At 38.9% G+C, this 13,361-nt stretch carries 13 protein-coding genes, 1 pseudogene and 1 other annotated feature; of the genes and pseudogenes, 12 read left to right on the top strand and 2 right to left on the bottom strand.

Annotated elements, in window-relative coordinates; all coding sequences use genetic code 11:
• Positions 1 to 172: 172 nt before the first annotated feature.
• Positions 173 to 1,609: a DHA2 family efflux MFS transporter permease subunit gene (locus BN988_RS06270; RefSeq protein WP_036574253.1), complete on the top strand. Its 1,437-nt coding sequence runs from the start codon at positions 173 to 175 to the stop codon at positions 1,607 to 1,609.
• 42 nt (positions 1,610 to 1,651) lie between these two features.
• Here the strand turns inward: BN988_RS06270 and BN988_RS06265 are convergent, their stop codons facing one another.
• On the bottom strand, positions 1,652 to 2,602 hold the full coding sequence (locus BN988_RS06265) for a DMT family transporter (RefSeq protein WP_036574250.1): 951 nt from the start codon (positions 2,600 to 2,602) through the stop codon (positions 1,652 to 1,654).
• 150 nt (positions 2,603 to 2,752) lie between these two features.
• On the opposite strand from BN988_RS06265, the gene BN988_RS06260 reads away from it, so the two are divergent.
• The 4 genes from BN988_RS06260 (at position 2,753) to BN988_RS06245 (ending at position 5,089) form a co-directional block, all read left to right on the top strand.
• Positions 2,753 to 3,739 carry a phosphotransferase gene (locus BN988_RS06260; RefSeq protein ID WP_036574247.1) on the top strand — a complete coding sequence of 329 codons (987 nt, stop codon included), beginning with the start codon at positions 2,753 to 2,755 and terminating at the stop codon, positions 3,737 to 3,739.
• Between the two features lie 52 nt (positions 3,740 to 3,791).
• Positions 3,792 to 4,184, top strand: coding sequence for a hypothetical protein (locus BN988_RS06255; protein ID WP_036574245.1), 393 nt, complete (start codon positions 3,792 to 3,794; stop codon positions 4,182 to 4,184).
• A gap of 60 nt (positions 4,185 to 4,244) precedes the next feature.
• The gene (locus BN988_RS06250) at positions 4,245 to 4,727 is read left to right on the top strand and encodes a hypothetical protein (protein WP_036574242.1); all 483 of its coding nucleotides are present in this window, start codon (positions 4,245 to 4,247) and stop codon (positions 4,725 to 4,727) included.
• A 131-nt stretch (positions 4,728 to 4,858) separates the two neighbouring features.
• Positions 4,859 to 5,089 (top strand): hypothetical protein, encoded by a 231-nt coding sequence (locus BN988_RS06245; RefSeq protein ID WP_036574240.1) that lies wholly within the window; start codon positions 4,859 to 4,861, stop codon positions 5,087 to 5,089.
• Between the two features lie 147 nt (positions 5,090 to 5,236).
• Here the strand turns inward: BN988_RS06245 and BN988_RS06240 are convergent, their stop codons facing one another.
• Positions 5,237 to 6,172, bottom strand: a complete 936-nt coding sequence (locus BN988_RS06240; protein ID WP_036574238.1) for an NADP-dependent oxidoreductase — start codon at positions 6,170 to 6,172, stop codon at positions 5,237 to 5,239.
• A gap of 81 nt (positions 6,173 to 6,253) precedes the next feature.
• Between BN988_RS06240 and BN988_RS06235 the strand changes: the two genes are divergently transcribed.
• The 7 genes and pseudogenes from BN988_RS06235 to BN988_RS06210 all read left to right on the top strand — a co-directional run bounded on the left by BN988_RS06235 (position 6,254) and on the right by BN988_RS06210 (position 13,359).
• On the top strand, positions 6,254 to 6,757 hold the full coding sequence (locus BN988_RS06235; protein ID WP_036574237.1) for a DNA-deoxyinosine glycosylase: 504 nt from the start codon (positions 6,254 to 6,256) through the stop codon (positions 6,755 to 6,757).
• 852 nt (positions 6,758 to 7,609) lie between these two features.
• Positions 7,610 to 7,882, top strand: a binding site (T-box leader).
• A 59-nt stretch (positions 7,883 to 7,941) separates the two neighbouring features.
• Positions 7,942 to 8,778 carry an SAM hydrolase/SAM-dependent halogenase family protein gene (locus tag BN988_RS06230; RefSeq protein ID WP_036574235.1) on the top strand — a complete coding sequence of 279 codons (837 nt, stop codon included), beginning with the start codon at positions 7,942 to 7,944 and terminating at the stop codon, positions 8,776 to 8,778.
• Positions 8,777 to 9,007 (top strand): annotated as a pseudogene (locus tag BN988_RS19155) (energy-coupling factor transporter transmembrane protein EcfT); the annotation flags it as partial. The gene BN988_RS06230 and the pseudogene BN988_RS19155, both read left to right, overlap by 2 nt.
• 174 nt (positions 9,008 to 9,181) lie before the next feature.
• Positions 9,182 to 10,486, top strand: a complete 1,305-nt coding sequence (locus BN988_RS06225) for a M20 family metallo-hydrolase (protein WP_036574233.1) — start codon at positions 9,182 to 9,184, stop codon at positions 10,484 to 10,486.
• Positions 10,487 to 10,680: 194 nt separating this feature from the next.
• A complete protein-coding gene (locus BN988_RS06220) occupies positions 10,681 to 11,580 on the top strand; it encodes a sensor histidine kinase (protein WP_187120235.1) in 900 nt (299 codons plus the stop codon).
• Between the two features lie 11 nt (positions 11,581 to 11,591).
• Entirely contained in the window at positions 11,592 to 12,227 is a 636-nt protein-coding gene (locus BN988_RS06215) for a response regulator transcription factor (protein ID WP_036574227.1), read from the top strand.
• A 199-nt stretch (positions 12,228 to 12,426) separates the two neighbouring features.
• Positions 12,427 to 13,359: an ABC transporter ATP-binding protein gene (locus tag BN988_RS06210; protein ID WP_036574225.1), complete on the top strand. Its 933-nt coding sequence runs from the start codon at positions 12,427 to 12,429 to the stop codon at positions 13,357 to 13,359.
• Positions 13,360 to 13,361 lie beyond the last annotated feature (2 nt).

Below are 13,361 nucleotides of genomic sequence, written 5' to 3'. Positions count from 1 at the left end.
TAATACTTTGGCGATTCCTATAAGTGGCTGCAGAGCTTCTTTACATGTAGGAATGTTGCTTTTCATGGGGATATTAACATACTAATCTAGAAAATTGACTATCTATAATAACTTCCATATAATTCACTAATACGCAGCGAATAATTCATGTTGGCGTTTAGGAGATGATTGGTTGAGGAATGAAGAAATAAAAGATGTACAGAAAATTAACAAGCTTCCAATTGTTGCTGTCTTAATAGGTGGCGCATTTTTGGCGATATTAAACCAGACTTTGTTGGCGACCGTTATTCCGCATATTATGGAAGATTTGAATCTAACCGAAAATACGGCACAATGGGTAACGACCATCTTTATGCTAGTAAATGGGATTATGATCCCAATTACAGCTTTTTTGATTGAAACATTTACTACGAGGAAGTTATTCCTTACCGCAATGATCACCTTTGTGGTCGGAACATTAATATGCGCCATTTCACCAAACTTTGCCATATTAATGGTGGGGAGAGTAATTCAGGCTGCTGGAGCCGGTATTATGATGCCACTTATGATGACTATCTTTTTATTGATTTTCCCTATTGAAAAAAGAGGGTCAGCAATGGGAACGGTAGGGCTTGTGATTGCTTTTGCACCAGCGCTTGGCCCGGTGATTTCCGGTTGGCTCGTTGAGCATTATCCATGGAGAGCTTTATTTTATATTATTTTGCCACTTGCTATTATAGATGTCATTATTGCTTACTTTGTGATGCGAAATATCACGAAGCGAACCTATCCAAAAGTTGATATTAGTTCGATCATTCTATCGACACTAGGCTTCGGAGGTTTTCTTTATGGCTTCAGTAGTGCGGGAGATTATGGATGGTCCAATGTTTTCGTTATCTCCGCAATAGTTATAGGAGCGATATCGTTAACCACTTTTATCTTAAGACAATTCAAGTTGGCTCAACCAATCTTGGAGTTCCGTGTTTTTCAGGATAAAATTTTCACGATAACAACGGTTATTGGTATGATAGCGTTTATTGGGTTAATCGGAGCTGAAACCATTTTGCCTATATACATGCAGAATATGGCTGGGTTTTCCGCTTTAGATTCGGGAATGATGATCTTACCAGGAGCAGTGATCATGGGTATCATGTCACCAATTAATGGGAGGATTTTTGATAAGTTCGGGGCGAGGTACTTGGTTATTATTGGCCTGACTTTATTAACAGTAACTTCTTTCCTTTATACAAGATTAACGCCAGATACAACGCTAACTTATATTACCATTGTCTTTGCTTTTAGAATGTTTGGTGTCTCCATGATTATGATGCCGGCTACTACTGCTGGGCTCAATCGCTTGCCAAATCGCTTAATACCACATGGTTCTGCCATGACCAATACAATGCGCCAGGTGGCAGCTTCTATTGGTACAGCAATATTGGTTACAGTTATGACAGCATCTACTGGTGATGCTTCTTCAGCTAGCGAGATGGTAGATGGAGTTAATACTGCATTTTATGTAACGACTGTAATATCCATTATTGCACTTATAATGGCATTTTTCATAAAAGGAACCACACCTACTGAAGATCGTGAAATTGTGAAACAACAGCAACCAAACAAAGCATAAAGGATCCTCCCCCCGAGGAGTTTTCTTTATGCTTTGTTTATTTTATAATTGTGCTTGTTTGATAATCGGATGCTTTTTTCGGTTTCCAATTACGGTAACGAGGCTATGAAGTATCATGCCGATAATGACTAAGAAGATCCCGACAAAAGACATTATACTTGGCAATGCTGCATGAAGTAGTAGCATTTCACCAAATAGCGCAAACACCACTTCACCTGATTGCGTTGCCTCTACCCCAGCTAGTTTCTCATTATCATTTCGGACAAGCTCAGTGGCATAGAAGAATAACGCTGTAGCAATAACCCCAGAAAAGATAGCGACAATAAATGTTTGGGTTATTTGTGTCACTTCTGGAAGTCCGTGTGATAGAAAACCATAAATAGATACAAGAAGCCAAAACGGCATGGACATGATGGTCATACCTAGAATTCGCTGAAAGGTGTTAAGTTCTCCATTCACATGCTGCATCATTTTACGGTTTCCCAATGGATATGCAATCGCTGATATAAGAAGAGGGAGAACACATAGAAGAACACTTGTTAGTGGGACAACACTTGCATGTTCTAATTGCATGAGCAAAACACCGCTCAGTATAATAAAGGAAATAAGCACAGATTGAACTGGTATCCTTTGTTTTGTATGCTTATTAAGTACCGGTACAAGGAAAGAGCCGGCAACAATCGTTAGTTGGAATGTAGCCGCTACAAGCCAGCCTGGTCCATAAATGGTCGCAAAGGTTAGTGGAGCATAAAACAATCCAAAACCTACAAAACTCCATAAAAGCCAGGGCCCCGGTTTTTTAAGGATATGCTGTATGACGGGTTTTACATTACGTTGGTATCCTACGATAATAAGTAAGAGTGGTAGCATGAACATAAATCGTAATGAAGCACTCCATGCCCAGCTTCCGCCATCAAGCTCCATCGATCGGTTCAAAATAAATGTTACAGAAAAGAATAATGCAGATAGAATACCAATAATAATTGCTTTCATTCTCATCACCTCTTCATTATCATAACAAATAGGTGAAAGCATAACATGGTGTATTTAAAATAAAGTGAAAAAATAAGTGGAGCAGGATTATGGAAAAATATGACGAATTAATACTATAGGTACGAGCACAATTTTGAGGTGGATAAGAAAATGGTAGAAGAAGTAAACGTGAAACATGCCTTGATTGACGAAGAGAGTATTTTTGACCTTGCGCAGAGCCAGGTTGCAGAAAAAATCAAGGATGTACGCTTTTTAACGAGAGGGCTAAATGATACATATAAAGTAGTGGGCAAAGAATCCTGTTATGCCTATCGAGTTTATCGCCATGGCTGGAGAAATGAAGCTGCAATTAAATTTGAGTTGGATGCTATATTATACTTAAAAAATAATGGATATGAAGCAGTTGGACCTGTTCAGGAAACGGGTTTCCCTAATGTGGAGGAAATATTAGCCCCTGAAGGTGAGCGCTACGGTGTGCTATTTTATTTTGCGGAGGGAGAAAGACCCGCTATTAATCCGGAAAATACATATCTTATCGGAAAATCTCTAGGTAGACTTCATCGATTGTCTAATGGATTCACTAGTAAACATGAACGGGGTTATTCAATTGATTTCGCACACTTACTTGATGAGCCTGTAAGCTTTATTCGACCGATTCTCAAGCAGTATTTAGGAGATACGGCAGTCGAAGTGTTGAATGAGACAGTAAGGTATATAAAAGAAAAATTGGAAACAGCCAATTTAGAAACAGGTCTCTGTCATGGTGATTTCCATAACCATAATATGCATCTAAATAAAGGAAAACTCCAAGTCTTTGATTTTGATAGTTGTGCGGTTGGCTACCGTGCATATGATGTGGCGGTATCCTGGTGGAATCTCCTTCATAATTACAAGCAAGAGGAAAAGGAGTGCTGGAATACCTTCTTGCAAGGCTATGAGCAGGAGTATTCGCTAGGTGAAGAGAATATGAAGGCTTTGCCATTGTTCATTACAACAAGAAGAATTTGGTTACTTGGTACAATGCTGCAAAATAGAGATGTCTGGGGCACCAACTGGATTGATGAGACAGCTTTAGAACTATTTATCTTACAGTTAAAGACGGATAGAATGGGCATGTCGAAGGACTGGGAATCATAAAATAGATGACATCGGGAACAAAGCTTTTAAAAGGTAAAAGGAGTGAATGAGAATGGAGACACTTCCCAGTAGCTTTTTGATTATCTATGGTATTTTTATTATTACTGCACTTATAACCGCTATTATTAGTAATGCAAGGGACAGGCTTATCCACTTTGCTTATATGACCATTATTTTATCTATCGGTGCTCCGTTATTTTCTTTCTTGTATACGGTTGGTAGAGCAGCGAGTCGTAATGAGTTGAAGCATCTTTTTCATCAAATTGGTGAAGGTCGTTTGACTGCTATTATCCTCCTGTTATGCCATGTTTATTTATTTTTTTGGCTCGGTTTATTTGTATGGCATTATTTTGGAAAAGCAATCAAGAAATATAGCTTACTACTTTGGCATAAGCTGAAAGAATCGCAGTTATGGTCGAAACTAAGTAAGCAGCGTGGTGAATAAGGGAGACAAAGCGTTTAAATTTTAATAGGGAAAAGAAAGCTGAGTGTAAGGGGGAAGATAATGCGGAGACTGGTGTTCATACCAATATTCCTTTCCTTGTTTATTGTTGCTGGGTGTATTGATGATAATGAAAATCTAAAAGACTATTACTTATCATTAGTAGGGGAAGGCCAGCACTGGAGAGTTAAGGGATATGAAATAGAGATATCAAAAGACTCGTTTATCGCAGGAAACGGATTTCTTGATATGAAAAACGTAGATAGCTTTATGACGAATTCGTTTGATATCGAGGTTCGAGCGGTTATTGGAGATGTAGACCAAGTTATTCAAAAGATAGATCGGACTGGTGAAATCATAAATATTGCAGTTGAAAACACTGGTAAAATAAAGGGAGATAGTTACGTAGATCAGGAGGGAAACCCAATAACACTAGAGGATATCAAAAAGGTCTACCTTGTGCTGAAATGGCATGATTTAGATAAGAAGAAAGATTTGCGTGAACGGATTGATCTTTATCATGCAAATGAAAACAATATGTCCTAGTTAAATAGATTAATACAGAGTATTCCCTGTATAAAAAGTTGTAAACCACCCATTAAAATTAGGTTTATAGTCGAAGGTTATAATGGACTATTATAATTTCTAACTTTTTGCAGAAGGGGTTTACCTGTTTTATGAAATGGAAGACAATACTTACGTTTATCGTACTTTATGAAATGCTATTGTTTGGTGTGCCTTTCTTAGACATGTACTTAAGCACAATTACAGCATATCTTGTTGGGGGACTTGTTACAATTGGGGTCATTTACTTTCTAGAAAAAATGTCCTTCTTTAATAAAAGAGTTCCCCTAATAGTAGGCATTATTATTCTTGTAGCGGTCGTAGTTGTAGGTTTATTCGTATAATTACATAAAAATTTCACGGTGCAACCGTCCGTAATACTCTCACTTCAAAACATGAGGTTTTAAGTGGGAGTAAACGGATGTTAACACCCCAATTCAATCAACTAACAATCAGTGGGGAAGAAGGAAAACCCCCACTGATTGTTAGTTTCACTTTATATTAATAACGATCTTTCCCCTTGCATGGTGGGTTTCACTAAGTTTATGGGCTTCTTTTACCCCTTCTTCTGTAAGAGGGAAGGTTTGACCTACCTTGGAAACGACTTCTCCTGATTCAAGCAGTTGGGCAATTTCTTCAAGTTGTTCTCCATTCTCTCTTAACCATATAGATTCCGCTTTAATATTTTTTTCTTTCGCAAGTTTTTCATTTGGTTGTTGCACAATTGATACGAGTTTTCCACCTTCTTTAAGAACCTGAAAGCTTTTTTCCTGTACTTCTCCACCAATTGTGTCCACAACAATATCAAAATCCTCTAGTACTTCGGTGAAATCGGTGTCTTTGTAATTAATAAATTGATCTGCACCAAGCTCTTTTACAAAGGTTTCATTTTTTCCACTTGCTGTTGTAGCTACATATGCACCAAAATGTTTGGCAAATTGAATGGCATAGCTACCGACTCCGCCTGATCCTGCATGTATAAGCACTTTATTTCCCTTTTTTATTCCACCAAAGTCTACCAAACACTGCCATGCGGTTAATCCAGCCAAAGGAACAGCAGCAGCCTCTTCGAACGGAATATTGTCTGGGATTTTGGCAAGAAGGTCTTCTTCCACAGCAGTAAATTCAGCGTACGTTCCATTTCTTGTTGTTGCTGGTCGAGCAAATACTCGATCACCTTCTTTAAAATTGCTCACGTTTTTGCCTGTTTTTGCTACAACTCCAGCTGCATCCCATCCGAGTATAATAGGGAATTCAAAGGGAAGACCTTCTTTTAATGCCCCTTCTCTTAATTTCCAATCGATGGGGTTAATGGAAGTGGCATGCAATTCCATTAAAACCTGATTATCTTCTAGTGTGGGGATAGGAAGGGTCTCTTCCTTTAGTTTATCCGCTGATCCGTATTCATTAATAACAATTGCTTTCATCTAGCACCCTTCTTTCTTTATAATAGTGTTACAATCAATATTTCCCGAAAAACAATCATTTTAGGCATGGAGGTTGGACATATGCAGGAAAAATTATCATCATTCGCGCCGATTTTGCCTGAGAAACCGAGAGTACTTATCCTTGGCTCAATGCCTGGCGGGCAGTCTCTCGAGAAACAAGAATACTATGGGAATCCAAGAAATCACTTCTGGAACATTCTTTTCGTTTTATTCCATCAAACTCCATTACAAGATTATGAAGCAAAATTGAACTTTGTAAAAGAAAAAGGTATTGCCCTTTGGGACACGATAGGGAAATGTTATCGAAGAGGAAGTTTAGATGCAAATATTATGGACGAGGAACCAAACAATATTATCGAACTAACAGAGCAATTTCCCTCTATTAAACTTATTGCCTGTAATGGTGGAAAAGCATATGACACGTTTAAGCGTAATTTCCCAATGGAACAATTAACGGACGTTGATGTCATAAAGCTTCCCTCAACCAGTCCTATTCCAGGGCGATATACAAAGACCTTTGAAGGAAAAGTAGAGGAATGGAGAAGAATTGTAGAGTATCTTTAAGTAGAGCTTGTTTACACTTTGAGGTAATGAGGGAATAGAGATGTTAAATATGTGTTACAGCTTTATTTTCAAGTAGCAGCTGGAGCCTTGTTATGATAGGATTTAATTAAGCATAGTGGAACTGTTTGTCACATTCGTCCAGAAAAAATCAGATGAATAATTTTTAAGAAGAGACAATACTATTTAAATGGCGATTTTATTTGAGCTCATTTAGTCACACCCTCAGAAAGCGATCCGCAAGCGGCAACTTGCGGATCGGACAGCTATCCTCTGGGGGGTGAGGCGACTTCTTAAACGAAAAAGTAATGTTCCCGTCCGTCGGCAGGGTAGCTTACTTTTTTTCTCGGCTGTTAACGATTAACAATACGAGTGTGGCAAACAAAAACATCAACTCAAGAGTTGTGTCAATTGGAATCAATTTGTTCAACCCCTTTCACCAGATTTTTGTCGCCAAGTAAAAGAAGTACTTCTACAGCTTTGACCGAAGCTCACCCTGCATAGACTGTCCCCTATAGTATACAACAAATAAACCGAAAATAGCCTGAAATTTACAGAAAATGGTACAATATTCACATGATTCTTTCTATTGGGTAAAAATACCCTTTATAATGTAGCTGGAATTTAGCGATTTAGTGGTTGTTCTTAGTTCTTTTTTCGCGGGACTTCATGGAGTTTTTGTGGATGTGAAAGAGAGAAGTTTTTTTGTTACATATTTTCTGTCTCAACATAGTCAATTAATGATGAAATCGGAGCATGATTAAGAACTATTTTTAGAAAATAACTTATATTTAAAAAATAAACTTGCTTTTGTGGGAGTTTCTGCTTATAATAACTTTAATCTTAATTAAACTAATTAAAACGTTGACGGGGAAAAGTAAGATTTAGTTATTTTTCACAGAGAGCTTCAGTCGCTGAAAAGAAGCAAAAATACGAATCTGAACAATGGCCTCACGAGTTTCGTGCTGAACGTATGTCTTATACTAGTAGGTTCCGACGAGATTTGGTACTCGTTATCAATACCACAGTATATACAGGGTGGTGTTACCTGTCGTACTTGATGAGACTGTCTGTGTGAGCAGATGGTGAAGTAAGGTGGTACCACGTTAAACCGACCACGTCCTTATCGTTTATTCGGTAATGGCGTGGTTTTTTTATATTAGTAAACATAAATGGAGGGTGTACACATGAGTAAATTAGTATTACAAACAGACTTTGGAATTAGTGATGGGGCAGTAAGTGCGATGTATGGAGTAGCCATTTCGGTGAACCCGGCTTTACGAATATTTGACCTTACCCATGACATCCCGGAATACAACATATGGGAAGCTTCTTACAGATTATACCAAACGGTTACCTACTGGCCTGAAGAGACAGTCTTCGTATCAGTGGTTGACCCGGGTGTAGGGACAGATCGCTTAAGCATTGTTGTGAAGACAGCAGATAATCAATATATCGTAACGCCTGATAATGGGACACTGACACATATTAAGCATCATATTGGCATAAAGGAAGCTAGAATTATTGATGAGAAGATAAATCGTTTGCCACGATCAGGAGAGTCTTATACCTTCCATGGGCGGGATGTCTATGCATACACTGGGGCTAGGCTTGCTTCGAATATTATTACCTACGAGCAGGTGGGACCAATTATAAATGTGGAAGACATTGTGGAGTTACCAAAACCAGATGCACGAATAGAAAATGAAGCAATTATCGGAAATATCGATATACTTGATATTCGTTTTGGAAATTTGTGGACCAATATTAATCGGAGATTATTTAAAGAGGCAACCATTAAATATGGTGATTCCTTAGAAGTTACGATCACCAACAATCAACAACAAGTATATAAAAACATTATGACATTTGGCCGGTCTTTTGCTGACAGTAGACTTGGTGAGCCGCTAATCTATGTGAATTCATTGGATAAACTGGGAGTGGCACTTAACCAAGGCTCCTTTGCTAAGGCGTATCACATTAAAACAGGGGCCGATTGGAAAATAAGTATTCGCAAAACTTAGAGGAGCAGACCTGTCTAAAAATGAAAAACTTACAAAAAGAATAAAAATGCAGCAGTAATTGTGATGCCATTAATATTCTCCAGTTTAGAAAGAATTGAAGTAATTAGTAATGCGATGGAGCTCCGAGGTTTTGGGAAAAAGAAAAAGCGTACGTGGTACCATGCCACAGCTTTTTTGACGGGCAGATTATATTACAATCAATACAGGTGTGGTTTTATTAATTCTATAACCCGTTTTACTAAAGGTGAATGCATGTATTCCGTATTCGCCTTTTACCATTATGAAAGGGTTACATATTGCCTAACATTAACTAAAGACTTTCTAGGATTAAGTTTCATACACTTTGTATTTTCAATGTTTCATATTTTTGATATGTTTAATGAAAAGAAACGGAGGTTTTCGTATGAGCTGGAAGGATACGTTTTACAATAAATTAATGGAGTCTTATAAAGATACACTGAATTATGATGGTATCTCAGGAAATAGAATGGCAGCAAGATTTGCGGCGCTGTCAGAAATTGGTCTCACCGCAGATAATGGTTCAAACCGCCCTGGTTATTCTCAAGAAGAGAAGCAAGCGAAGGATATGGTTGCAGGTTGGATGTCGGAGGCTGGTCTTGCCGTCCATCGTGACGAAGCTGGTAATGTGTTCGGTCGACTTGCAGGTAAACAAGATCATTTACCCGCCATCTTAAGTGGTTCTCATGTAGACAGTGTGCCAAATGGCGGTCACTTTGATGGACCACTAGGGGTCCTTGCTGCACTAGAAGTAGCAGAAGCCTGGAAGGAAACGGGATACCAGCCGGAAAAGCCATATGAAGTTGTCATCTTTAGTGACGAAGAAGGGGCTCGTTTCAATGGTGGCTTTAACGGTAGTGAAGGCCTAATGGGTTTTGGCAATTTGGAAGATAAGAAAAAACTAAAGGATAGTGACGGGAAGAGCTTTTCAGAGGTACTGCAAGATGTAGGCCTATCTTCAGGAGACTATCCTAAAGCGAAACGGGATGAAGAAACGATTGAAATGTTCGTGGAAGTCCATATTGAACAAGGGAAACGCTTGGAAAAAGAAAACCTTCCCTGTGGCATTGTAACAGGGATTGCTGGTCCTTGTTGGCTTGAAGTGACATTTACTGGGGAAGCAGGACATGCAGGAAATACACCAATGCATGACAGAAAGGATGCACTAGTTGCAGCCTCAGCGTTTATTACTAAGGTAGCCAGCTTACCATCCACTATTAGTGATAGTGCGGTCGCGACAGTTGGAAAACTCCACGTGGAACCAAATGGTGTGAATGTAATCCCCGGAAAAGTAACGCTATATGTGGATATTCGAGATATTCACAAAGAGACTCGAAATAAACTAATTGAGGTGGTAAGGCAAACTGGTGAGGAGATTGCCTCCGCTCACAACACACAGATTACATACCATGAAACGATGCGTGTATCGCCAGTACCAATTAATGAGAAAACGCAGGACCTTTTGGAAGAAGCAATCCGATCCAAGGATTTATCTCCATACCGGTTACCAAGTGGTGCAGGGCATGATGCAATGGTTGCGGGGGAAAAAATACCTGTTGCAATGCTGTTTACGAAAAGTATTCATGGGGTGAGCCACCACCCTGATGAATGGTCTGAGTTAAGTGACTGTATTCAAACGGTTCACGTTCTTAAATCATTTTTAGAAAAGATCCAACAACGGGGAATGTAAACGTGAGGTTATTTTGGCTTCGACTTAGTATTCTAAGCATAATATGGGTATGTATGATTACATTGGGAAGTAACCTTCTTTCAATAAGTATCCTTTTTTTTGCTACTTCACTTGCGGTATATTTTTTTCTGACTATGGGAAAATTCCCTATTACTCTAAACATTTTCCTTTTTGGGATTGGGATGGTGCATTTCTTGGTAGCTGCACAAGATGATGTGTTTTGGACAATGGCTCTCTTCTACTTTTATTCTTTAGACGGGATTTATCGTATTCTTAAGCCAAGATCCTGGATTGTATTAACTGTTGGTTTACTTCTATCGTTACTTTCTCTTACTTTACACGAGCACGATCAATTGACTGTAAAAGCAATCTTGGTCCTTCTTGCTCTATATATTTTGGCAGCAAGGATTTCCATGATCGTTACTCAGAGAGAGGAAATGCGTCAGCTATATGATCAACTACGCGGGGAGTATCGCAAGGTGAAAAGACTGAATTTAGCAGCAGAGCGGGATGCAAGATTAGAAGAGCGCACCAAAATAGCGCGGGATATTCATGATTCGGTGGGGCACCGGCTTACAGCATTAATTATGAAACTGGAAATGCTCTCCATCCAGCGGAAAACAGAGGATTATACAGAGTTAAAGCGGATGGCTTCAGAGAGCCTTGAGGAAACAAGGCAAGCGGTCCGAGCTCTGAACATTGAGGAGAACGAAGGAATTGCCACTGTTGTCCATCTAATTCGTAAGCTTGAAGCAGAAAGTCATATTATGGTGCAATTCACCGTGAAACAAGGTGTTCTCTCTGCTTCACTTTCTAATGATAAAAGTGTTGCATTATACAGGGTTATTCAAGAAGCGCTGACGAATGCCATGCGTCATGCCCAAACAAGGGAAGTCCGTGTGACACTTGGTAAATCAGCTACAGGAGCTATTGCATTTGAAATTGAAAATTCATTACATAAAGCAACTTCTTTTAAAGAAGGCTTTGGCATATCGATGATGAGAAAGCGTGTAGGTGAGCTAGGTGGAAGCTTGGAAGTGATACAGACGAACAACAAATTTGTGGTTTCGGGGATGATTCCCAGTGAGGGTTAGGGGGTATGAGAATGCAGGTTTTACTTGTAGAAGATCAAGTCATAGTAAGACAAGGTCTTAAGGTTATTTTGGAGCAGGATGAGAAGATAACAGTAGCTCATGAAGCGGCAAATGGACAGGAAGCCATTCACATATTGGAAAAGCATCTTATTGACTTTGTGATGATGGATGTACGGATGCCTGTGATGAATGGGATAGAAGCTACAAGGGTAATTAAACAGAAGTGGCCCCATGTTAAGATACTCATTTTAACTACCTTTAACGATGATACATATGCAGTGGAAGCACTAAGGCAAGGTGCAAATGGCTTTTTGCTTAAGACCTCAGAGTCAGCAAAATTAATCGCAGCAGTACATAGCTGTATGAACGGTGGTCTAACGTTACACGAAGAAGTGGCAGCAAAAGTGATGCCGAAATTATTAGAGCGTTCAACCGAGACGCCACGATCTGAAGTCTCTCTATCTGATAGAGAAATAGCCATTACAAAGCTCGTGGGCGAGGGGAAAACGAATAAAGAAATTGCTTCTGCACTATTTTTGTCTGTTGGAACGGTTAAGAACCATCTAACCCATATTTTGCAGAAAACAGGGCAGCGTGACCGCACGCAGCTTGCCATTTATGCTATAAAGCATGACATATCTGATTAACATCTAGAAGCTCTCCATTGGGTGAGCTTTTTTTTGCACGCAAGTAAATTTTTCAAAGGTAAAACTTTTTAAGGTTACGAAAGTAAAAGGCATATTAAAGAAGTGACTTAAGTCATAATGAGAAGCAACATTACATGACTACAGACAGTATGCTTCAGAGATGTTTTATCTTAAGATTAAATGGAAGGAGGCTAAAAACATGTTGGAATTAGATGGTCTTTCTAAAAAATTTAAACAGTTTTATGCAGTAAAGAGTTTAAATATGTTTGTTGAACGCGGAGAAATCATTGGTTTATTAGGTCCAAATGGTGCTGGTAAATCTACAGCTATTTCGATGATTTCCTCCTTAGCAGAACCTACTTCTGGGGATGTCCGTTATTATAATAAAAGTATTTTAAAAAAACCAGGTGATTTCCGTAAAATCGTAGGAATGGTTCCCCAGGAGATTGCCTTATATACGGACCTAACAGCAGAAGAAAATTTGCAGTTTTTCGGTAGAATGTATCGACTAAAAGGCTCCGTTTTAAAAAAGAGAATACATGAAATTCTTGATTTGGTTGGGTTAGCAGATAGAAAGAGGGATGTGGTACAGACTTTTTCAGGTGGAATGAAACGCCGACTTAATATTGGTGTTGCATTATTACATGACCCAGAACTGCTTATTATGGATGAACCGACAGTGGGAATAGATCCGCAATCACGAAATTATATTCTGGAAACCGTAAAGCGACTAAATAAAGAAAGGGCTATGACGGTAATATACACGAGTCATTACATGGAAGAGGTAGAGTTTCTATGTGATCGCATTTATATTATGGACCAAGGAAATCTTATTGCATCTGGTACTAATGAAGAGATTAAACGTATTTTATCTTCAGAAAAAACCATTTCCATAAAAAGTGATCAACTCAACGAGCAATTTATTTCCATGTTGCAAGAGCACCCGCTTGTTAATCGCGTTATGAACACAGATAAAGAGATCACGCTTATGGTAGCAAAAGAAGTGAGTATGTTTGGTGATTTAACGAAACTTGCTGAGACTGCAGGCATTGAATTAACGTCTGTTCATAATAAAACGCCTACTCTGGAGGATGTATTCTTACACCTCACAGGTCGCGCTTTAAGGGATTAGGG

The organism is Oceanobacillus picturae, assembly GCF_000612865.1.
GTDB lineage: Bacteria > Bacillota > Bacilli > Bacillales > Amphibacillaceae > Oceanobacillus_B > Oceanobacillus_B jordanicus.
Note: the sequence above shows the minus strand (reverse complement) of the source record. Positions and strands in the feature narration are given on the sequence as shown.

What these genes read in the sequence shown, in the direction of transcription:
- BN988_RS06265 (WP_036574250.1), bottom strand. Translation starts at nt 2,602, where the DNA reads ATGAAAGCAATTATTATTGGTATTCTATCTGCATTATTCTTTTCTGTA.
- BN988_RS06240 (WP_036574238.1), bottom strand. Translation starts at nt 6,172, where the DNA reads ATGAAAGCAATTGTTATTAATGAATACGGATCAGCGGATAAACTAAAG.
- BN988_RS06250 (WP_036574242.1), top strand. Translation starts at nt 4,245, where the DNA reads ATGCGGAGACTGGTGTTCATACCAATATTCCTTTCCTTGTTTATTGTT.
- BN988_RS06260 (WP_036574247.1), top strand. Translation starts at nt 2,753, where the DNA reads ATGGTAGAAGAAGTAAACGTGAAACATGCCTTGATTGACGAAGAGAGT.
- BN988_RS06215 (WP_036574227.1), top strand. Translation starts at nt 11,592, where the DNA reads ATGCAGGTTTTACTTGTAGAAGATCAAGTCATAGTAAGACAAGGTCTT.
- BN988_RS06255 (WP_036574245.1), top strand. Translation starts at nt 3,792, where the DNA reads ATGGAGACACTTCCCAGTAGCTTTTTGATTATCTATGGTATTTTTATT.
- BN988_RS06225 (WP_036574233.1), top strand. Translation starts at nt 9,182, where the DNA reads ATGAGCTGGAAGGATACGTTTTACAATAAATTAATGGAGTCTTATAAA.
- BN988_RS06245 (WP_036574240.1), top strand. Translation starts at nt 4,859, where the DNA reads ATGAAATGGAAGACAATACTTACGTTTATCGTACTTTATGAAATGCTA.
- BN988_RS06210 (WP_036574225.1), top strand. Translation starts at nt 12,427, where the DNA reads ATGTTGGAATTAGATGGTCTTTCTAAAAAATTTAAACAGTTTTATGCA.
- BN988_RS06230 (WP_036574235.1), top strand. Translation starts at nt 7,942, where the DNA reads ATGAGTAAATTAGTATTACAAACAGACTTTGGAATTAGTGATGGGGCA.
- BN988_RS06235 (WP_036574237.1), top strand. Translation starts at nt 6,254, where the DNA reads ATGCAGGAAAAATTATCATCATTCGCGCCGATTTTGCCTGAGAAACCG.